Raw genomic sequence first — 19,600 nt, 5'->3', positions numbered from 1 at the left:
GGGCCTGAGGGCCTAGTTCGCGCGCGCCGTCTCGACGATACGGCGGGCCGCATCGAAGGCGGCTTCTATATCCATCTCTGTCGTGTCCAGCAAGACCGCGTCTGCGGCCTGGACCATGGGCGCGGCGCCGCGGCCGGCGTCGCGCTCGTCGCGGCGCATGATGTCGACCAGCATGTCCTCGAAGGCGATGACCTCGCCGCGCTTGGTCAACTGGGTCCAGCGCCGCGTGGCGCGCACGTGCGGGCTGGCGGTGACGAACAGCTTGGCGACCGCGTCCGGCGCGATGACCGTGCCGATGTCGCGCCCGTCCAGCACCGCCCCGCCGGGCAGGGCGGCGAAATCCTGCTGCAGCTTCAGCAGGGCCGCGCGCACGCCGGGATGGCCGGCTACGCGGCTGGCGGCCTCGCCGGTTCCGCGCTCGATCAGCCTCGGATTGTCCGACAGGCCCGACACGTCCAGCGCCCGCGCCGCCGCCTCGGCGGCCTGCGCGTCGTCCAGTGACACGCCCTGGTCCAGCAGGCTAAGGCCCACCGCCCGATAGAGCAGGCCCGTATCCAGATGCGGCAGGCCGTAATGCGCCGCCAGCCGCGAGGCGATGGTGCCCTTGCCCGAAGCGGCCGGGCCGTCGACGGCGATGATGAGGCCGCTCATGGGCCCACCTCGGCGCCCAGACCCTGCATCAGTTCGACGAAGTCGGGGAAACTGGTGGCGATCATCTTAGGGTCCAGCACCGACACGGGCTGTTCAGCCGCCAGGCCCAGGATCAGGTGGCTCATGGCGATGCGGTGGTCGTGGGCGGTGGCGACGATCGCGCCGCCGCGGACTGCGCCGCCCATGACGATGAACCCTTCCGCCTCTTCTTCGACAGTGACGCCGCAGGCGCGCAGGCCGTCGACCATCAGACGGATGCGATCGCTTTCCTTGACCCGCATCTCGCCCACGCCGCGCATGATGGTCTGTCCTTCCGCGAAGGCGGCGGTGGCCGCCAGGATCGGATACTCGTCGATCATGGAGGCGGCGCGCGTTTCAGGCACGACCACGCCCCTCAGGCGCGAGTGGCGGGCGGTGACGTCGCCAATGTCCTCGCCGCCGCTCTGGCGGCGATTGGCGATGGTCAGGTCCGCTCCCATTTCGATCCAGGTGTCGAAAAGGCCCGTACGCAGGGCGTTCAGCATGACGCCCTCGACCGTCACCTCGGATCCCGGCACGATAAGGCCGGCCGCCAGCGGAAAGGCCGCCGACGACGGGTCGCCCGGCACGGCCACGACCGCCGCCTTCAGCGTCTGGCCGCCCTTGAGCCGGATTCGCCAGCCCTGGCCCTCGGCGACCACGGAAACCTCCACGCCGAAGGCGCGCAGCATCCGCTCGGTGTGGTCGCGGCTCTTCTCCGGCTCGACGACGCAGGTTTCGCCCTCGGCCGTCAGGGCGGCCAGCAGGATCGCCGACTTGATCTGGGCCGAGGCCACGGTCTGGACGTGATGAATGGCGCTCAGCCCGCCGCCCTTGAGCGTCGCGGGCAACCGGTCCTCGGCGCCCTGCCAGGCGAAGCGGGCGCCCATGGCGGTCAGGGGGTCGGTCACACGCTTCATCGGCCTTTTGCGCAGCGAGGCGTCGCCGTCGAAGGTCGCCTCGACCGGCTGGCCGGCTGCGGCGCCCATCAGCAAACGAACCCCCGTTCCGGCGTTGCCGCAGTCGATGACATCGGCCGGCGTGCGGAACTCACCCTGGCCCTCGACACGCCAGGCGCCCTCGCCGGTGCGCTCGACCTTGGCGCCGAAAGCCTGGACGGCGCGGGCGGTGGCCAGGATGTCCTCGCCCTCCAGAAGCCCCTCGATCCGCGTCGTGCCGGTCGCCAACGCCCCCAGGATCAGCGCCCGGTGCGACATCGACTTGTCGCCCGGCGCGCGCACGTGTCCCCGGAGTGGATTGGACGGTCTGGAGGTCAGGATGGAGGGGGTCGTCACCCGGCGGTCTCGTTTGCGGATCGCGCGCCGGGCGGCGCCCAAATGGGGTAGAGAAGAGAGAGCTTTTGACAGCGGCCCTTGGGGGTGGCAAGGGAGCCGCCCGAAATCACCCCTTTTCGAGAGCATCGTCCGTGGCCAATCCCGAACTGGGCGCCAAGCAGGTCTGCCCGAACTGCCAGGCTAAGTTCTACGACCTGACCCGTCGTCCCGCCCACTGCCCCAAGTGCGACACCGAGTTCGACCCCGAAGAGGCGCTGAAGAACCGGCGCACCATCGGTCGCGGACGCCCGGCGGGCTATGCCGCCGATGAAGACGCCGAAGACCAGGTCAAGGACAAGTCGGGCGAGAGCGACGACGAGGACGAGGAAGCGGAAACCTCGACCCCCGAGATCGATCAGGAAGGCCATGAACCGATCGTCACTCCGGACGACGACGACGACGAATCCTCCGATGACGACGCCGGCATGGGGTCGTCGGACGGCGACGACGACCTCGGCGACGACGATGACGACGATTCCGTCCCCTTCATCGAAGACGAGGATGACGATTCCTTCGACGACGAGATCGCCAAGCCTTCCAAGGATGACGATTAACGCTCAACCATCTGTTTTCGCCCGGTTTTCGCAGTGTCCTGGCCGGGCGAAAATAAATGCGGGACGGGTCTTGATCACCGTCAGGCCCTGACATAGTTTCCGCCGCCTCGCCGGGGCGTTTCGAAAGAAGAACCGGCGGACCAGGCCGAAACGGTCCGGGGCTATAGCTCAGTTGGTAGAGCGCTTGAATGGCATTCAAGAGGTCAGCGGTTCGACTCCGCTTAGCTCCACCATAAACCCCTCGCCGAGACCCGGCGGGGGGTTTTCCATTTGCGGCTTCAGGTCGCGCCGGCGCGTCTTGATCGCGCCACGACAGCCCACCATCTTCTTGGACGGCCGGGCGGCTTGCCGATGACGGGAGACGCCGACGGTCAGGTCGCTTTCGAGGACCGACTGAGATGACGACGCGCACTGTGCTGTTCGACAGCCCCTTCCTGCTGGGGTTCGACCACACCCGAGCCCTGATCGACCGGGCCGCCAAGGCTGCGGCCGAAAGCTATCCGCCGTACAATGTCGAGCAGACAGGCGACGCCGCCGTTCGCATCACCCTGGCGGTCGCGGGCTTCACGTCCGATGAGTTGGCCATCACGATCGAAGGGCGTCAGCTGACGATCGCGGGCAAGCGCGACGATCAGAGCCGCGGCGAACAGGCCTTTCTGCATCGCGGCATCGCGGCGCGGGGCTTCGTGCGGAGCTTCGTCCTGGCCGACGGGCTGGAAGTCCAGGGTGCGCGCCTGGAGCGCGGCCTGCTGCACGTCGACCTGCTGCGTCCAGACCAGAAGGCGACCGTCCAGAGCATCCCCATCACGACCGGCTGAGGCGGTCGAACCGCTCGGCGATCCGGGCGTTGCACCTTTGAAGGAGGCGGTCACCATGACGCCCGAGACCATCATGACTAAGGAAGACTTCGCCGGTCTGGGTGCTCCCGACCTGGTTTATGTCCGCGAAATCAAGGCGGCGGACGTACTCGCCGACGCCCAGGTCGAGACGGCCCAGGGGTTGGAGATAGATCCCGATCAGACGCTTTACGCCGTGCATGGCGCCGACGGCGAGCGTTTGGCGGTCATGATAGACCGCGCCACCGCCTTCGCCGCCGCCGTGGCCCACGAGTTAGAGCCCGTTTCCGTCCACTAGGACGTCAAGCAGCGGTTTGGGTCGTTTCTTCGACGAAAACGGCGCGCACGGCGTCCGCTGTCCGCGCCTGCCGAAGGCGCTCGCGGAACGCTGGCGCGCGCAGCGCCCGGGACACAGCAGCCAGCGCCCGCAGATGTTCAGCGCCCGCATCTGGCGGGCCGAACAGCCCCATGAGCAGATCGACGGGCCGGTCATCCAAGGCATCAAAGGGCGCCGGCGTCTCGAGCCGCACCAATACCGCCCAAACGCGGTCCAGTCCCTCGATCCTGGCGTGGGGCACCGCAACACCGGCTCCCAGGCCGGTCGAGCCCAAGCTCTCTCGCTCAGCTAAGGCGACGTAAGCCTTGGCCTCATCGATGCCGAGCGCGTGGCTGGCCGCTTCTGCCACCAGATGCAGAGCCTGACGTTTGGAGGAGGCGGACCCCCTCAGCAAGACGCCGTCCGCCGCCAGCAGATTACCGATATCCATCACGACCCCGCTTTGACCCCGCACAAGGGACGGCGGGCCGTTTAACCGGTGCGCCGTCCCATTGAAAGCTTAACCGGTCGAGCCGTTCGACTTGCCGTTGGCCTTCAGCGTCCTTTCGGGGTCGATCCAGCCGACATTGCCGTCGGGCCGTCGGTAAACGACCGACAGGCCGCCGTGCGCCGCATTGCGAAACAAGACAACTGGGTAGCCGGTCATGTCTAACTCGAGCACCGCCCTGCCCACCGTGATGGTGCGGATCTCGTGCTCGGTCTCGGCGATGACCATGCCCACAGGCGGGGGCTCGTCCGGACGCCCCGCTTCGCCGAACGCGTCGTCTTCGACTGTGTCGGGATCCCGCAGCACGATCGAGCGGGCCACGTCGCGGGCTGCGTCCTCGGTCTTCTCGGGCGACAGGCCCTTGGGACCGATGTGGTGATCCTTGAGGCGACGCTTGTAGCGGCGCACCCGCTTCTCGAGTTTTTCGAGACTATCGGTGAAGGCGGAATGGGCGTCCCCGCCCTGACCGCTGGTCACCAGCGACTGGCCCGAGGCCAGCCTGACCCAGCAATCGACCTTGAAGCCGTGCCCGTCCTTGGACACCACGACCTCGGCGTCCTGACCGCCGCGTTCGAAGTATTTTCCAACTCCGTCTTCGAGTTCCTGGGAGATGCGCGAGCCTAACGCTTCGCCGACATCCACTTGCTTGCCGCTCACTTGGACTTGCATGTCGATAGAACGCGACGACCCCGGTTTGGTGTCAACGCCGATCACCGATTTGTGGTGAGGCTTCAGCCGGCCTTGAGCAGGCGCCGGCGCTGGACCGACGACGGAATCCGCAAGGCTTCCCGATATTTGGCGACGGTACGGCGCGCGATGTCGACGCCGGCCTCGTTGAGAATTTCCACGATCCTGTCGTCGGACAGAACGTCGCCCTGCGCCGCTTCGCCGTCGATAAGACCCTTGATGCGGTGACGCACCGCCTCGGCCGAGTGGGCGGCGCCCCCGTCGGCGGACTGGATCGCCGCCGTGAAGAAGAATTTCAGCTCGAAAACGCCGCGCGGGGTGGAGACATATTTGTTGGACGTGACCCGGCTGACCGTCGATTCATGCATCTCGATGGCGTCGGCCACGGTCTTGAGCGTCAGGGGGCGCAGGAACTCGACGCCGAAGGCCAGGAAGGCGTCCTGCTGGCGCACGATCTCGGACGACACTTTCAGGATGGTGCGCGCCCGCTGGTCCAGCGACTTGACCAGCCAGTTCGCCTGGGCCGCGCAGTCGGCCACAAAGGTCTTTTCGGTGTCCGAGCGCGCACCGCCCGCCACCACGCCGTGATAGCGCTTGTCGATCAGCAGGCGCGGCAGGGTGTCGGCGTTCAGCTCGACCTTCCAGCCGCCGGCCGGGTCGGCCCGCACATGGACGTCGGGGATCACCGTCTGAGCCGGCTCGCCGCCGAAGCCCGCGCCTGGTCGCGGCGTCAGAGCCTTCAGCTCGGCCACCATCTCCGCCACGTCCTCGGCGTCCACGCCGCAGACCTTGCGCAGGCCCGCCAGGTCGCGCCGCGCCAGCAGGTCCAGATTGTCCAGCAGGCAGCCCATGGCCGGATCGAAGCGGTTGCGCTCGATCAGCTGCAGCTTGAGGCATTCCGGCACCGATCGCGCCATGACGCCGGTCGGCTCAAAGCCGTGACAGACGGCCAGCACCGCCTCGACCCGATCCAGGCCGCAGCCCAGCCGGTCGGCCACCTCGGCCAGTTCGCCGCGCAGGTAACCGCCCTCGTCGGTCATGTCGATCAGGGCCAGGGCGATGGCGTGGTCCGCCGGCGACAGGCGCGCCGACGAGGCCTGGGCCTGCAGATGCTCCCACAGGGTCACGGCGCGGCTGTCGGGCAGTTCGCCGCCTTCGCCGTCGAAGGACCCGCCGCCCGAGCCGACACGCGACCAGTCGTTCAGTCCGGGCTGGCTGTCTTCGGCCATGCGGTCGGAGGTGCGCTCGCCCGGGGCGGCGTCGCCGTGGATGTCGTCAGAGCCCGCGTCTACCGCGTCGCCGCCGTCGCCGGCTCGGCCGTCCTCGAAGCTCATTTCGGCGCGATCGGCCGCGTCTTCACGCTGGAGCGTCGCCTCGGTCTCGCCATTGGCGTCGGTCTCGTCGCGCTGCAGCAGGGGATTGCGTTCCAGCTCGGCCTCTACGAAGGCATCCAGCTCCTGGTTCGACAGTTGCAGCAGCTTGATGGCCTGCTGCAACTGGGGCGTGATGACCAGCCCCTGCCCCTGCCTGACCTCCAGCCTCTGACCGATCACCGTGGCGCCCCCGCCGGGCGACTGGCCCGGAACTTGCTTTGGCGACTGTGTCGCCAAAGGGGTTAACGGCTCCCCAACGTCAGAACGTCGGTCGCGCCACCATCAGCCACAGGATCGCAAGCACCGCGGCAAAAGCGGGGAAACCGCAGGCGAACCAGATGCGCCACAGACGGTGGTAGGCCGCAGGCAGGGCTTCGCCGGTCTCAACCGACTGGCGTGCGAGGTCGCGCAGCCGCAGCTGAATCCACACCACCGGCAGCCAAAAGACGCCCGTTACGACATAGAGCGCCAGGCTGGCCACGATCCACGGCTCGAGCAGCCCGTAGCCAGCCATTTGCGCCAGCCACAGGCCGGTCAGAGGCTGCAGGACGACGGCCGTCGCTGAGAAAAGGGTGTCGGCCACGACCACCACGCCCGCCGTGTGCGCGATCAATTGCGGACTTCCGGTCCGATGCGCCATCAGCATGAAGAAGGCGATGCCAGCCCCCGTCCCGAACAGCACGGTCGCGCCGATGATGTGCGCCAGTTTCACCAGCAGGAACAGGCTCATCGTTCCTCCAGAAGAGCCAAGGCGCAGAGCGCCAGCAGCGCGGCTGGAAGGGTCTTGACCGGCGGGCCCAGCGGGTCGGCCCACAGCCCAGGCGCCCAGACCGTCGCGCCCAAAAGATATGCGCCCGTCACCAGCACCATGCCTTTCAGCGCCCAGGGCGCGGACCGCCGGAACATCAGCATCAGGCCCAGGGCGACATCCGCCACGACGCCCGCCAGAACGCCGGCCTGTGCAGGGGGCGTCGTCATCCCGGCGTTGGTCAGGACCGAAACAGCCGCCTCGAAGCTGAGCGCGCCTACCACGCCGGATGCTAGCCAGAACAGCGCCAGCCCGGCCAGAACAGCGGGTTTCAGGAAGTACAGCCGCGCATGCCAGCGGTCCTGAACCGAAGCCGGCGATGCTTCCAGAACGGCGGCCAGCGGGCGCAGCGTCAGGCCCAGCCGCGCTGCGTCTTCCGGCCGTCCACCGACGCCGCCCGCCAACTGCGACAAGGCGGTCGTGCGCAGGGGGCCGCGCCAGCCTAGCCAGGCCAGAGCGTCGGCCGCGTGGCCCGTGAGCCTGGCGAAGATCGGCGGCACGGAGACGATCGGAGCGGGCGCAAGACCCAGCCAGCCTCGAAGCCTCCTCAGCAGATCGCCAAGGGTCGTCGCTTCAGCGCTCACCAGGTCGACAGCCACCCGAACCGGCGCGTCGGGCCGAAGGGCGCGCACGACGGCATCCGCGACATCGTCGGCCGACACGACCCGCACCAGGGCGTCGGCGTGCACCACCGGGATGAAACACGGAAAGCCCGCCAAGCCTCGCAAGAGGGCGCTTCCGCCGTAGACGCTTCGGGCCAGCACCAGACCGGGACGCAGGATCACCCAGTCGAGCGCGCTTGTGCTGACCGCCGCCTCTCCCGCGCGCTTGGTGGCGCTGAAGGCGTCTGTGCGGCCGTCGATGGTTGAGGCCGAGATGTGGATCAGGCGACGGATTCCAGTCTGCGCGCAGGCTTGGATCAGGGCCTGCAGACCCCTCTGATGCACCGCCTGCAAGTCATCCGTCGGACCATCCTGAAGCGCGCCGGCGCAGTTGACCACCGCATCGATCCCGCTGAGCGCCTCAGCCCATTCGGCGTCCGAGGCGCGTCCCATGTCTAGGTCAATCCAGACGGCCGATGGAAGGCGGCGACGGGCGGACGACACCGCACGCCCCGCGCCCACGACCTGATGACCCTGCGACAGCAGTCGGGCGACCACCTGCGCGCCGATCAGGCCGTATCCCCCGACCACCAGAACCCTCACGACCGCCCCTTCTTGTTCGGCGTCAGGCGTACAGATCGCCCAGATAGACGCGGCGGACTTCGGGGTCGCGGATGACCTCTTCGGCAGTGCCTTCGAACAGCACCGACCCGGCCGAGATGATCGCCGCGCGGTCGATGATGTCCAGCGTCTCGCGCACATTGTGGTCGGTGATCAGCACGCCGATGCCCTCGCCGGACAGATAGCGGATCACTTGGCGGATGTCGGCGATGGCAAGCGGGTCGATGCCGGCGAACGGTTCGTCGAGCAACATGAAGCTGGGCCGACCGGCCAGGGCCCTCGCGATCTCCACGCGGCGGCGCTCTCCGCCCGACAGACCGGCGGCCGGCGCGTGGCGCAGGTGGTCGATGCGCAGCTCCTCAAGCAGACGGCTGGTCTCCGTCCCGATGGCCGCGCCCTGCTCGCGCAGTTCGACCACGGCGCGGATGTTCTGCTCCACCGTCATGCCGCGGAAGATCGAGGCCTCTTGCGCCAGATAGCCCAGGCCCATGCGGGCGCGCTGATACATGGGCTGCGCGGTGATGTCCTCGCCGTCCAGCCAGATCGACCCGGAATCGACCGGGATGAGGCCGGTGATCATGTAGAAGCAGGTGGTCTTGCCTGCGCCGTTGGGGCCAAGCAGGCCCGCGACCTCCCCGCGCTGGACGGTCAGGGAGACATCCTGGACGACTTGGCGGGCCCCGAACGCGCGGGCGATGTGGTTGACCCGCAGGCCCGTCTCACGGGCCACGGCCGCTGGCGCGGGGGCTTCCGCGTCGTCATGCAGGTTGAGCGCCGAGAGTTCCTTGCGGGCCAAGGTTCAGTCCTGCGTCGGATAGAAGACGCCTTGGATGCGGTTGCCCGCGCCTCCGCCGCGCGGCGCGCCAGCCATCTGCGCCTCGCCCGTGTCGATGTTGTAGACCAGACGACCGCCGGTGAGGACGTTTCGGCCCTGGGTCAGGATCACATCGCCCGTGACGGTCACCGTGGCGGCCGAAACGGAATAGACGGCGCGGTCGCCGCGGATGCTTTCATTGGGGGTGACGTAATAGACGTCGCCCGAAGCCGTGGCGCCCGTGGTCGTTCCGCCGTTCTGGGCGATCTCGATCGAGTTCGCCCGCAGACGGTTCTCGCCCTGGATGACCTCGGCCCGTCCGCGCAGGGCGAAACCGCCCGGCGTCACGCCGCCGTCGTCTGCGCCGAAGAAAATGGGCTGGTTGCTCACGGTCTGGCGGGCCTGGGTCTGGGCCGTGGCTGCGCCGGCCAGGGCGACCGCGGCTAGAATAAGTGCGAGGACGGGTTTCGACATGGTCAGCTCCCGGCGACGTTGAACACGCCGCGAATCTTGGTGTCGCCAGAGCCCTTGAACTCGACGCGCTCGCCCTGGTCATAGATCGCATAGGACGAAGCGGTCAGGCTTCCAAGGGGGCCCGACGCCTGAACGCCCTTGGATCCGGTGACGACGCCCGTGCGGGTGTCGACCACGGCCTCGGGCGTGGTGAGGGTGAAGCCCGAGCCGCCGTCGGAGATACGCACGTTCGGACCGATGACGACGTTTCGTCCGTCGGGGTCGTACTGCCCCCCGTCGGCGGTGATTTCGGTGACTTTGGCCCCGCCCAGGTTCAGCTTCAGAGCGGGCCCGATCAGCCGGAATTGTCCGGTCGCCGGATCCCGTACGGCGCCCTGAGCCCCGACGGTGAAGGAGCGGCCCTGATCGTCCTGGCCGTGGAACATCGGCTTTTCCAGCTCGATCCCCTGCGTCTGGCTGGCTCGCCGCTCCACATCGCTCATGACGGTGCGGAAGACCGTCCAGGTCAGGGTGGCGCCGGCCAGCGCCAGGATCAGGATCGGCAGCAGTCGGCGGTACAGCCTGACCCGACGTGAGCGCGCGCGCCACCGCTCGCCCGCCTGGGCGACCCGCGCCTCGTCGGCGCGGCGTCTCTCCTCGCGAGGGTCGAGCGGTTCGTCCATGGGTTCAGCTGTGGGCGAAGATGTCGATCTCGTCCCACCCGGCGAGGTCGAGCGCGGCGCGCGTCGGCAGGAAGTCGAAACAGGCGCGGGCCAGCTCGGTGCGGCCCTCGCGGGCCAGCATCTCGTCCAGGCGCGCCCGGATGGCGTGCAGGTGCAGCACGTCCGAGGCCGCGTATTCCAGCTGGGCGGGCGTGAGCACCGCCGCACCCCAGTCGGAGGACTGCTGGGCCTTGGACAGGTCTACGCCAGCGCACTCGCGCGCCACGTCCTTCAACCCGTGCCGGTCGGTATAGGTGCGCGCCAGCTTGGACGCGATCTTGGTGCAATAGACTGGGCGGGTCTCCACCCCCAGGTGCAGTTGGAACATGCCGATGTCGAAGCGGCCGAAGTGGAAGATCTTCAGCACGTCGGGATCGGTCAGCAGCCGCTTCAGATTGGGGCAGTCGTAGGCGGGGCGGTTCAGCTGGACCACATGGGCGTCGCCGTCGCCGGACGACAGCTGAACCACGCACAGCGGGTCGCGGCGGAAGCGCAGGCCCAGCGTCTCGGAATCGATGGCGACGACCGGTCCCAGGTCCAGGTCGTCAGGCAGGTCGCCGTGGTGCAGATGAACGGTCATGGCGTCCTAAGTAATCGGCCTGCGGCCCCAAGGCGAGAGGCTGGGCCGTTCGCCGGATGCAGAAACGGCGCCGCACCGTGAGGCGCGACGCCGTTTCGAATGATGGTGCCCAGAAGAGGACTCGAACCTCCACGGCCGTTAAGCCACTGGCACCTGAAGCCAGCGCGTCTACCAATTCCGCCATCTGGGCCCGGGGGTTTCCCCTCGGAGGCGCGGACCTATAGGGGCCCGCCTTTCGCCGGTCAACAGGCCTTTTAACCTGTATGCGACAGTTTCCGCATCAGAAGCGCGCGCGCACCCCCACGACGAAGTTGCGGCCCCGCAGCGGTTGAACGTCAGCAAGGTAGGAGGCGTGGTTGAACGCCTTTTCATCCAGCAGATTGGTGCCGCGCACATAGACCTGGGTCTGTGCCGGGCCGAGGTTCAGATCATAGGCCAGGGTGGCGTTGATCATGTTGTAGCCGGGCGTAACGGTTTCGAACGGGGCGATGTCGTTCTGCTCGAACACGCGGACATACTCGGCTCCGCCCGACCAGGCGCCGGTGGTGAAGTCGCCCCGCACGCCCAGGCGCGCGGCCGGGATGCGCGGCAGGTCGCCGCCTTCGTCGAACTCGGCGCGCACATAATCGCCGAACACCGCTGCCGACAGACCTGGCTGGAACGCCCAGCGCGCCTCGCCTTCCACACCGGTGAAGCTGGCGTCGGCCTGGCTGTACTGGATCAGGCGGAACTCCTCGAACTGGTCCAGGGTGCGCGCGAAGATGTAGCCGTCATAGTTGTAGCGATAGGCGCTGCCGGTCAGGGTCAGGGCGCCTTGGGTGCGCTTCAGGGTCAGCTCGGCCGAGTAGCTGGTTTCGACGTCCAGGTCCGCATCGCCGATCTCGAAGGTGTTGGTCGCCAGGTGCACGCCGTCTGCATACAGCTCCTGGGCGCTGGGCGCGCGCTGCGAGCGGGCCAGGGCCAGGGTCGCCGTCCATCCGGGCGAGAAGCGCCAGCTTGCCGCGCCCGAAATCGAGAAGGGCGAATGATCGGCGTCGGGCTGGCCGTCGGCTGAGGCCTGCTGCCATTCCTGACGCACCGCGCCTTCAAGACGCCAGTCGCCGATGACCTTCTCTTCCAGCAGGAAGACGGCCTGGCTGTCGGTGCGGCTGGGCGGCAGGAAGGCCTCGTCGCCGACGGCGGCGAAGTCGCTGCGCGAGGTCTGGAAGCCGACGACGCCGCGGAAGCCCGCGATCGGCGCGTGCTGCACCTCGAAGCGGGCGTCATGGCCCTTGTTGGTGAAGGTCGTGCCGACTTCGCCGTCCTCTATCTCCTGATGTTGGTAGTCGGTGAAGCCGCCGCGCACTCGGATGCGCTCGACGCCGGCGAACGGGTCTCGAATCTCCCCGCGGATGTCAACGCGCTTGCTCAGCAGATCGACGAAGGGAACGGCGTGGTCATCGTGATCATGGTCGTGGTCATGATCGTGGTCGTCCTCGTCGTGATCGTGGCCGCCGCAATGCAGGCTGGAGCCGTGAGGGTGGCAATCCTCATACTCATGCTCGTGGCCGGGCAAGCCGTACTGGCTGCGCTGCTCCGTGTAGGCGGCGCCGAGGTAGCCGCGAGTTCCGACCCACGAGAGGCCGATGGTGCCGGTGGAAGTTTCGTTGAACGTTCCGTCCAGACGGGCCTCGTCGAAATCCGGCACCTTGTAGTCGGTCGTCTTGCGGCCGACGGCCTCGACTCTGAGAGCGAAGTTTCCCCCGCCTGCGGTCAGGCCGATCACGCCCGCCTCTTCGTCGTCCGCCGTGCCGAGGCGCGCCTCGATCACCCCCTCGCCGCCGTTGGCGGGAATGGCGGTCGGCACCTTGTTGTCGATCAGATTGACCGCGCCCCCGATAGCGCCGCCGCCGTACAGCAGGGCCGAAGGACCGCGCAGAATCTCGACCCCCTGAAGCAGAAGAGGTTCGCCGGTCACAGCGTGATCAGGAGAAACCTCGGACGCATCTAGCAGTCCGACGCCGTCCGAAAGCACCTTTACGCGCGGCGCCGTCTGGCCGCGCACCACGGGCCGACCGGCGCCGCCGCCGTACGGATCGGCGTTCACGCCCGGCAGTCCGTTCAAGGTCTCGCCCAGGGTGCCCTGGCGGCGATGCACCAGTTCATCACCCGACAGGACCGCGACGTTCGACACGACGTCGTTACGATCGCGACCCAGGGGGTCGGCGGTGACAACCACGTCCGGCAGCAGGGCGGTCGTCGGACCGGCCTGAGGCAGGTCATCGCGCGCTCCAGCGGCCGCCGGCGCGGTGATCAGCAGAACGGAGGCGGAGGCGAGAAGGCAGGTTCGCAGGCGCATGGCTCACTCGAAGGTCATCAAGATTTGCCAGGGTGCATATGTTATACCGTAACCACGCGCAACCGCTTGTACGGGGGCCTGTCGGATTACAAATTGGCAAGGCCCCGGCGAACCGGGGCCTTGCCGCCGCCTCAGATCAGCGGCTGAGTAGTGATGGCGGGCGGCGGGGGCGCCGCCGAAGCCGGCGGGGCGTTCAAAGCGGCCGTGGGAGGGGCCTCTGCGGCGTAGGGACGCGGGCCGACGGGTTCGACCGGCGTCTCGGCGGCCGCCGCTGCCGGGGCTGCCGCCCGGGTCTGAGATGCGGCGCGCTGAACGGGAGCGGGCGAGGTCTCGACCGGCGCAGCCGGGATCGGAGCCGGGGTTGTTTCGGTCGCCGTTGGCGCTACGGGCGCTGCAAGCGACGTTGCCGGCGTGGGCGCTGTCGCCGCCGGCTCGGCCGTCAGAGCGGCGGTCGTGTTGTCGCCCCCCTGCAGCATGAGGGCGCCGGATCCCACCAGCACGATTGCGCCTAGGGGGGCCAGGATCATCCAAGTCTTGATCGGCTTGCCGGCGCGCGCCTTGCGACGGGCGGGCGCGCGACGCGTCTCCGCCTCGCGGGGCGGCAGGGTCTCTTCGAAGATGCCGGGCTCACGGTCGGTCGAATAGGTCATTGACATAGTCGGGTCCTCCATAACGATGGTCAGGGAAACCCGATCGGCCAAGCGCCGTTCCGCGAATAGGCTCGAAACCTTCAAGAAAAACCGTTGTCGCCACAGTTGCGGCGACAACGGCGCCGCTTTTGGATCAGAAGCTTTCCAGCTCCGAAATCGAGAGGATCGCCCGCTGTGTTTCCCCGCTGGAGTAGGTCCCCACCCAGATTTCGTACCGCCCGGCCTGGGGCTTGAGCGTCAACGACGGGTTGGTCCCCTCGCCGGAATCGTCGTCGCAGTACCACTGGCCGTCGGGTCCATTCACCACCAGGGTCACATCCGCCGAAGCTTGAGCTGAGATCTTCAGCGACAACGAGCTCGATCCGGTCCAGTGCAGGCGCACGTCGGGCGCGTTTGTGATGTAGCCTTGGCACTCATTGAACCGGGTCGACGCGTCGATGCTCCCGCCTGCGCGCAGGCTGGTCAGGTGCGGGTCGGGCGTGAATCCTGCTTGGAGATGGACTTCGCCGAAGTTCGGCGAACCATTGTAGTCCTGTGCGTGGGCCGATGCGGCCAGGCCCATCAGCGCGGCGGCGGCGGCGATGATCAGTTTCATGGAGGCGATGTCCCGCAGGCGGCCTGACAGCCCTATGCCGATGACCGCTGTTCCACGAAGCTACACCTTAGCTGACAGCCGCGACAACCCGCCGCATCATTGACGCTGCGTTAACCGCCGCAGTTGCGCAACGCGTGATCGCAAATGGCTTTTTCCCGCTCGCCAATAGTCCATGTGCGGTTGACCGGCCCCCGCGCCATGCCCCACACCCAAGGGACGGCAGGACTGGGAGTGCGACATGGGGCTGGCGGCCAATATCCGACGTGACCTGAAGTTCGTCGGCGGCCTGCGTCGACTGCTGAAGCGCATCAAGCCGATCCAACTGGATAGCGACGTCCTGATCTGCGACGACTTTGAGGAGGCGGTCGACAAGTTCGGCGACAACGTCGCGGTCCAGGACGAGCACCGCAGTCTGACCTATCGAGAGCTGGACGCTCTGGCCAACCGCTACGGCCACTGGGCCAAGAGCCGCAACCTCCGGCGCAGCGACGTCGTGGCCCTGATGATGACCAATCGGGCCGACTATCTGGCCGCCTGGCTGGGCTTCTCCAAGGTCGGGGTGGCCACGGCGCTCATAAACACCAACCTCACCGGCCACGCCCTGGCCCACTGCCTGACCATTTCGGGCGCATTCAATGTGGTGACGGATCAGGATTGCTGGACCTGCGTCGAGGAGGCGCGGCCGCTCGTGGACCGCACCCTGATGGTCTGGGCTCTGGGTCTTCGGTCGGAGCATGAGGCCAGCGAGCGCCGCTCCCTGGACGCGGCGGTGCGATCGGCCTCCAGCGTGCGGCCCAACCGCGACCTTCGCCAGGGCCTGACCAATCGCGATACGGCGCTGTTTATCTACACCTCGGGAACCACCGGCCTGCCCAAGGCCGCCCGGATTCCTCACTCACGCGCCCGGACGTACATGCGCGCGTTCGCCGGGGCTACGGCCTCCACCGAAAAGGATGTGCTCATCAATGTCCTGCCGCTCTACCACTCGACCGGGGGCATGGTCGGCGTCGGCTCGGTTCTCCTGAACGGCGGCAAGCTGGTGCTGCGCAGGCGCTTCTCGGCCGGCGGGTTCTGGCCAGACGTCCATAGCGTAGGCGCGACCATGTTCGTCTACATCGGCGAGCTTTGCCGCTACCTGGTCAACTCGCCCGAACAGCCCGAGGAGCGTGGACACAAGCTGCGGCTGGCCTTCGGCAACGGTCTGCGGCCCGATGTCTGGCCCGAGTTCCAGGCCCGCTTCGCCATCCCCGAGATTCTCGAGTTCTACGGCTCGACGGAAGGCAACGTCTCGCTGTTCAACTTCGACGGCCGCCCGGGGGCGGTCGGCCGAGTGCCTGGCTTCCTGAAAAGGCAGCTTAATATCAAGCTGGTGGCGTTCGACGTCGAGACCGAGGAACCCGTTCGTCTGGCCAATGGACTATGCCGCCAGGCGTCTGTGGGCGAGATCGGCGAGGCGATCGGCGCCATCGGCGACGATGTGCGCCACGACTTCTCGGGCTATGCCGACAAGGCCGCCACTCAGAAGAAAATTCTGACGGATGTGTTCAAGCGCGGCGACCGCTGGTTCCGAACCGGCGATCTGATGCGCCAGGATTCCGACGGCTACTTCTATTTCGTCGACCGAATCGGCGACACCTTCCGCTGGAAGGGGGAGAACGTCTCCACCTCGGAGGTCGAGCAGCGGCTGGCCGAGGCCCCCGGCGTCCAGGAGGTGATCGCTTACGGCGTCCCGACCCCCGGGCACGACGGGAAGGCGGGCATGGTCGCACTGGTCGTTGAGGGCCGCTTCAGCCCCGCCGCCTTCGCCGCGCACGTCGATGAGCAGTTGCCGCCCTACGCTCGTCCCGTGTTCGTTCGTCTTATCCAGGCGGCCGAGACGACCGGGACGTTCAAGTACCGCAAGATCGATCTCGTTCGGGACGGGTTTGATCTGGAGAAGACGGGCGCCAACCTCTACGTGCGCGGCGGAAAGACCGGGTATCAGAAGCTCAGCCCGAAGGCGCGAGAGGCTATCGTTTCGGGAGAGGTGCGCCTTTGATCGGCGTTCGACGACAACGGCCCCTTAAGCATTAACCGCCATGGTGAAGGTCCTTATCCCGGCCGGACCTTCGCGCACCCATGTTCCAGATCATCGGCATCGTGCTGCTCTTCGGCATGGTCTTTGGCGGCTACACCATCGCCGGCGGCAAGATGGGGGTCATTCTCCATTCCCTGCCATATGAGATGATGATGATCGGCGGCGCGGCGGTCGCGGCGCTCGTCATGGCGAACTCGATGACGACGCTGAAAGGCGTGGCAGGGGGTTTCGGCCGCATCTTCGGCGGGCCCAAGTGGAAAAAGCAGGACTACAAGGACCTGCTGAGCCTGCTGTTCCAGCTGACCAAGACGATGAAGTCAAAGGGCGTCATCGCCCTGGAAAGCCACATCGAAAAGCCTGCCGAGAGCACCATATTTCAGAAATACCCCAAGGTGCTGAAGGACCACTTCGCCACGGACTTCATCTGCGACACCCTGCGCATGATGACCATGAACCTCGAGGATCCGCATCAGATCGAGGACGCCATGGAGAAGCAGCTGGAGAAGCACCATCACGAGGCCCTGGCGCCCGCGCACGCCCTGCAGAACACCGCCGACGCCCTGCCGGCGCTGGGCATCGTCGCGGCCGTGCTGGGGGTCATCAAGACCATGGCCGCCATCACCGAACCGCCGGAAGTCCTGGGCGGCATGATCGGCGGCGCCCTGGTCGGCACCTTCCTGGGCGTCTTCCTGGCCTATGGCCTGGTTGGTCCGATGGCGACGCGCCTGAAGGAAGTGATCGAGGGCGACGGCGCGTATTACAAGATCATCCAGTCGGTGCTGGTCGCCCACCTGCACGGCAATGCCGCCCAGATCTCGGTCGAGATCGGTCGCGGCGACATTCCGTCGGACGCCCAGCCGTCCTTCTCCGAAATGGAAGAGGCGCTGTCAGCCGCCCCCACCGACGCCTGATCGGCGATCATCGCTAGGGAACAGGTGCGGATCACGCAGGTTGTCTTCCGGTAACGATCGCGCGAGCCGCCTTGGCCCTAAGCGATCGAGCCTGGAGGACTTTCCATGAAGACGACCGCACTTCTGCTGGCCGGCGCCGCGGCCCTGGCCCTGGCCGCCTGCGGCGACAACCGCGATGAAACCATGCCCGCCGAAACCACGACCGGCATGGACGCGACGACCACGGCGCCGATGCCGCCGGCCGACATGGCCCCGGCCCCGAGCGACAGCACGATGCCGCCGGCTGGCACGGTTCCCACCACCGACCCCATGGCGCCCGGCCAGACCCCGCCGACCCTGCCGCCCGATCCCGCGCCGGACGGCATGGGATCGTCCACGACGCCGCCCGCACGGTGATTTCAGCCGGGCGGCCCTAGCCGGCCGCCCGCGCTCTCACCGCCTCAAGCTCGGCGGCCTTCTCTTCGACCCGCGCCACGATCTCGTCGATCATGCCGTCGTTGGCCTGTTTGTGGGCGATCTTGCCGTTAAGATAGACCATGCCCGCGCCCTTGCCGCCGCCGGTGAAGCCGACGTCGGTGTACAGCGCCTCGCCCGGCCCGTTCACGACACAGCCGATGATCGACAGCGACATCGGCGTGGTCACATGGGCCAGCTTTTCTTCCAGAATCCCCACCGTCTCGATGACGTTGAAGCCCTGACGCGCGCACGAGGGGCAGGCGATGATGTTCACGCCCCGGTGACGCAGGCCCAGAGACTTCAGGATGTCGAAGCCGACCTTGATCTCCTCGACCGGGTCGGCGGCCAGGGATACGCGGATGGTGTCGCCGATCCCGGCCCACAGCATCGAGCCCATGCCGATGGCCGATTTGATCGTGCCGGTGCGCAACGGCCCCGCCTCGGTCACGCCCAGGTGCAGCGGACAGTCGATGGCCTCGGCCAGCTGCTGATAGGCGGCGACGGTCAGGAAAGGGTCGGACGCCTTCACCGAAATCTTGAACTCGTGGAAGTCGTGGTCCTGCAGGATGCGAGCGTGGTTCAGCGCGCTCTCGACCATGGCGTCAGGGCAGGGCTCGCCGTACTTCTCCAGCAGCTCCTTTTCCAGACTGCCGGCGTTGACGCCGATGCGCATGGAGCAGCCGTGGTCCTTGGCGGCCTGGATCACTTCGCGCACGCGGTCGGCCGAGCCGATGTTGCCCGGATTGATGCGCAGGCAGGCGGCGCCAGCCTGGGCCGCCTCGATCCCGCGCTTGTAGTGAAAATGGATGTCGGCGACCAAGGGAACCTTGGCCTCGCGCGCGATGGTGCGGAAGGCGGCGGTGGACTCTTCGTCCGGGCAGGAGACGCGCACGATGTCGGCGCCGGCCTCTTCCAGCTGACGGATCTGGTCGATCGTCGCGGCGGCGTCAGAGGTCGGGGTGTTGGTCATGGACTGGACGCTGATCGGCGCGTCGCCGCCGACCAGGACCGCGCCCACGCGGATCTGGCGGCTTCTGCGCCGTTCGATATGGCGCCAAGGCCTGATATGGCCGAGATCGGATGAGGTGCTCATGACGGCGACAACATAGGGCGCCCCTTACGACGACGCTACGACGCAGGCCCGGCGTCTTTGCATGACGTCACGGTCGCCAGCCTAGGGCCTTCTCTCGAATTTCCGGATCACGCCCGAGAAGGTCATCAGCATGCGGTCGCCCGTGGTGATCTGTCCTCGCACAAAGATCAGCGAGCCCCCCGCGCGCACTACCTCGCCCGTGGCCTCGACCAGCTCGCCAACCCTCGCGCCGTCGATGAAGGTGGAGTCCAACTGCACAGTCACGCCGTTCTTGCCCTCCATTTCCTGATAGGCGGTCTGGAACAGGGCGATGTCGGCGAACGTCATCAGGCAGCCGCCGTGCATCCGGTCGCCGGCGTTCATGTGCTTCTGTTCGGCCCGGAAGGCGCAGCGCATCCGCCCGTCCGCGTCGGGCCTGAAATAGAACGGCCCCACCACCTGATCGAACGTGCCGTGCAGGTCGTAGGTCTGCCAGCCGGCGAACTCGCCTTCGGTGATTGTAATCTTGGCGACCATTTCTGGAATCCTTGACGGCCTATCGCGCTTCGCGCGGCTTGAGGCCCGATACATCCAGGCCTTCTTCTCGCTCTCGCAATGCAGCAT

Annotated in this window: 22 protein-coding genes and 2 tRNA genes; 7 read left to right on the top strand and 17 right to left on the bottom strand. The window is 67.3% G+C overall.

Going from position 1 to position 19,600, the window contains the following annotated elements; genetic code table 11:
* Window positions 1-12: 12 nt before the first annotated feature.
* Together cmk and aroA are read right to left on the bottom strand one after the other, a co-directional pair.
* Window positions 13-651 carry a (d)CMP kinase gene (gene cmk, locus E4M01_RS01755; RefSeq protein ID WP_135066534.1) on the bottom strand — a complete coding sequence of 213 codons (639 nt, stop codon included), beginning with the start codon at window positions 649-651 and terminating at the stop codon, window positions 13-15.
* Window positions 648-1,964, bottom strand: coding sequence for a 3-phosphoshikimate 1-carboxyvinyltransferase (gene aroA, locus E4M01_RS01750; RefSeq protein ID WP_371682908.1), 1,317 nt, complete (start codon window positions 1,962-1,964; stop codon window positions 648-650). Before aroA ends, cmk begins: the two co-directional genes overlap by 4 nt.
* A 131-nt stretch (window positions 1,965-2,095) precedes the next feature.
* Here aroA and E4M01_RS01745 point away from each other — a divergent pair, with 131 nt between their 5' ends.
* The 4 genes from E4M01_RS01745 (at window position 2,096) to E4M01_RS01730 (ending at window position 3,691) form a co-directional block, all read left to right on the top strand.
* Window positions 2,096-2,557 (top strand): TIGR02300 family protein, encoded by a 462-nt coding sequence (locus E4M01_RS01745; protein ID WP_135066528.1) that lies wholly within the window; start codon window positions 2,096-2,098, stop codon window positions 2,555-2,557.
* A 157-nt stretch (window positions 2,558-2,714) separates the two neighbouring features.
* Window positions 2,715-2,790, top strand: a tRNA-Ala gene (locus tag E4M01_RS01740).
* Window positions 2,791-2,955: 165 nt separating this feature from the next.
* A complete protein-coding gene (locus E4M01_RS01735; protein WP_135066525.1) occupies window positions 2,956-3,375 on the top strand; it encodes an Hsp20 family protein in 420 nt (139 codons plus the stop codon).
* A 55-nt stretch (window positions 3,376-3,430) separates the two neighbouring features.
* On the top strand, window positions 3,431-3,691 hold the full coding sequence (locus tag E4M01_RS01730; RefSeq protein WP_135066522.1) for a DUF1150 family protein: 261 nt from the start codon (window positions 3,431-3,433) through the stop codon (window positions 3,689-3,691).
* Window positions 3,692-3,695: 4 nt separating this feature from the next.
* Here E4M01_RS01730 and E4M01_RS01725 read toward each other — a convergent pair whose 3' ends face one another.
* The 13 genes from E4M01_RS01725 to E4M01_RS01665 form a co-directional block, all read right to left on the bottom strand.
* A complete protein-coding gene (locus E4M01_RS01725) occupies window positions 3,696-4,160 on the bottom strand; it encodes a PTS sugar transporter subunit IIA (protein WP_135066664.1) in 465 nt (154 codons plus the stop codon).
* A gap of 69 nt (window positions 4,161-4,229) precedes the next feature.
* Complete coding sequence (gene hpf, locus E4M01_RS01720) at window positions 4,230-4,886, bottom strand: ribosome hibernation-promoting factor, HPF/YfiA family (RefSeq protein WP_135066519.1); 657 nt, start codon at window positions 4,884-4,886, stop codon at window positions 4,230-4,232.
* Window positions 4,887-4,948: 62 nt separating this feature from the next.
* A complete protein-coding gene (gene rpoN / locus E4M01_RS01715) occupies window positions 4,949-6,457 on the bottom strand; it encodes an RNA polymerase factor sigma-54 (protein ID WP_135066516.1) in 1,509 nt (502 codons plus the stop codon).
* Between the two features lie 79 nt (window positions 6,458-6,536).
* The gene (locus tag E4M01_RS01710) at window positions 6,537-7,007 is read right to left on the bottom strand and encodes a DUF2269 domain-containing protein (RefSeq protein WP_135066513.1); all 471 of its coding nucleotides are present in this window, start codon (window positions 7,005-7,007) and stop codon (window positions 6,537-6,539) included.
* Window positions 7,004-8,290: an SDR family oxidoreductase gene (locus tag E4M01_RS01705; RefSeq protein ID WP_135066510.1), complete on the bottom strand. Its 1,287-nt coding sequence runs from the start codon at window positions 8,288-8,290 to the stop codon at window positions 7,004-7,006. The genes E4M01_RS01710 and E4M01_RS01705 overlap by 4 nt, the downstream gene beginning before the upstream one ends.
* A 22-nt stretch (window positions 8,291-8,312) precedes the next feature.
* On the bottom strand, window positions 8,313-9,074 hold the full coding sequence (lptB, locus tag E4M01_RS01700; protein WP_245158333.1) for an LPS export ABC transporter ATP-binding protein: 762 nt from the start codon (window positions 9,072-9,074) through the stop codon (window positions 8,313-8,315).
* A gap of 33 nt (window positions 9,075-9,107) precedes the next feature.
* A complete protein-coding gene (locus E4M01_RS01695; RefSeq protein WP_135066504.1) occupies window positions 9,108-9,596 on the bottom strand; it encodes an LptA/OstA family protein in 489 nt (162 codons plus the stop codon).
* A 2-nt stretch (window positions 9,597-9,598) separates the two neighbouring features.
* Window positions 9,599-10,258 (bottom strand): LPS export ABC transporter periplasmic protein LptC, encoded by a 660-nt coding sequence (gene lptC, locus E4M01_RS01690; protein ID WP_135066501.1) that lies wholly within the window; start codon window positions 10,256-10,258, stop codon window positions 9,599-9,601.
* A gap of 4 nt (window positions 10,259-10,262) precedes the next feature.
* The gene (locus E4M01_RS01685) at window positions 10,263-10,877 is read right to left on the bottom strand and encodes a ribonuclease D (protein WP_135066498.1); all 615 of its coding nucleotides are present in this window, start codon (window positions 10,875-10,877) and stop codon (window positions 10,263-10,265) included.
* Window positions 10,878-10,980: 103 nt separating this feature from the next.
* Window positions 10,981-11,067, bottom strand: a tRNA-Leu gene (locus E4M01_RS01680).
* Window positions 11,068-11,157: 90 nt separating this feature from the next.
* Window positions 11,158-13,215: a TonB-dependent receptor domain-containing protein gene (locus tag E4M01_RS01675; RefSeq protein ID WP_135066495.1), complete on the bottom strand. Its 2,058-nt coding sequence runs from the start codon at window positions 13,213-13,215 to the stop codon at window positions 11,158-11,160.
* 131 nt (window positions 13,216-13,346) lie between these two features.
* Window positions 13,347-13,865 (bottom strand): hypothetical protein, encoded by a 519-nt coding sequence (locus E4M01_RS01670; protein WP_135280305.1) that lies wholly within the window; start codon window positions 13,863-13,865, stop codon window positions 13,347-13,349.
* Between the two features lie 133 nt (window positions 13,866-13,998).
* Entirely contained in the window at window positions 13,999-14,460 is a 462-nt protein-coding gene (locus tag E4M01_RS01665; protein WP_135066489.1) for a peptidase S1, read from the bottom strand.
* Between the two features lie 238 nt (window positions 14,461-14,698).
* On the opposite strand from E4M01_RS01665, the gene E4M01_RS01660 reads away from it, so the two are divergent.
* The 3 genes from E4M01_RS01660 to E4M01_RS01650 all read left to right on the top strand — a co-directional run bounded on the left by E4M01_RS01660 (window position 14,699) and on the right by E4M01_RS01650 (window position 17,844).
* Window positions 14,699-16,498, top strand: a complete 1,800-nt coding sequence (locus E4M01_RS01660) for a long-chain-acyl-CoA synthetase (protein ID WP_135066486.1) — start codon at window positions 14,699-14,701, stop codon at window positions 16,496-16,498.
* A gap of 80 nt (window positions 16,499-16,578) precedes the next feature.
* On the top strand, window positions 16,579-17,448 hold the full coding sequence (motA, locus tag E4M01_RS01655; RefSeq protein WP_135066483.1) for a flagellar motor stator protein MotA: 870 nt from the start codon (window positions 16,579-16,581) through the stop codon (window positions 17,446-17,448).
* A 105-nt stretch (window positions 17,449-17,553) separates the two neighbouring features.
* Window positions 17,554-17,844, top strand: a complete 291-nt coding sequence (locus E4M01_RS01650) for a hypothetical protein (protein ID WP_135066480.1) — start codon at window positions 17,554-17,556, stop codon at window positions 17,842-17,844.
* 16 nt (window positions 17,845-17,860) lie between these two features.
* Here the strand turns inward: E4M01_RS01650 and ispG are convergent, their stop codons facing one another.
* Both ispG and E4M01_RS01640 read right to left on the bottom strand, forming a co-directional pair.
* Window positions 17,861-18,997 carry a flavodoxin-dependent (E)-4-hydroxy-3-methylbut-2-enyl-diphosphate synthase gene (gene ispG / locus E4M01_RS01645; protein ID WP_135066478.1) on the bottom strand — a complete coding sequence of 379 codons (1,137 nt, stop codon included), beginning with the start codon at window positions 18,995-18,997 and terminating at the stop codon, window positions 17,861-17,863.
* Window positions 18,998-19,078: 81 nt separating this feature from the next.
* Entirely contained in the window at window positions 19,079-19,513 is a 435-nt protein-coding gene (locus E4M01_RS01640) for a PaaI family thioesterase (RefSeq protein ID WP_135066475.1), read from the bottom strand.
* Window positions 19,514-19,600 lie beyond the last annotated feature (87 nt).

The organism is Brevundimonas sp. MF30-B (genome assembly GCF_004683885.1).
Taxonomy (GTDB): Bacteria; Pseudomonadota; Alphaproteobacteria; order Caulobacterales; family Caulobacteraceae; genus Brevundimonas.
Note: the sequence above shows the minus strand (reverse complement) of the source record. Positions and strands in the feature narration are given on the sequence as shown.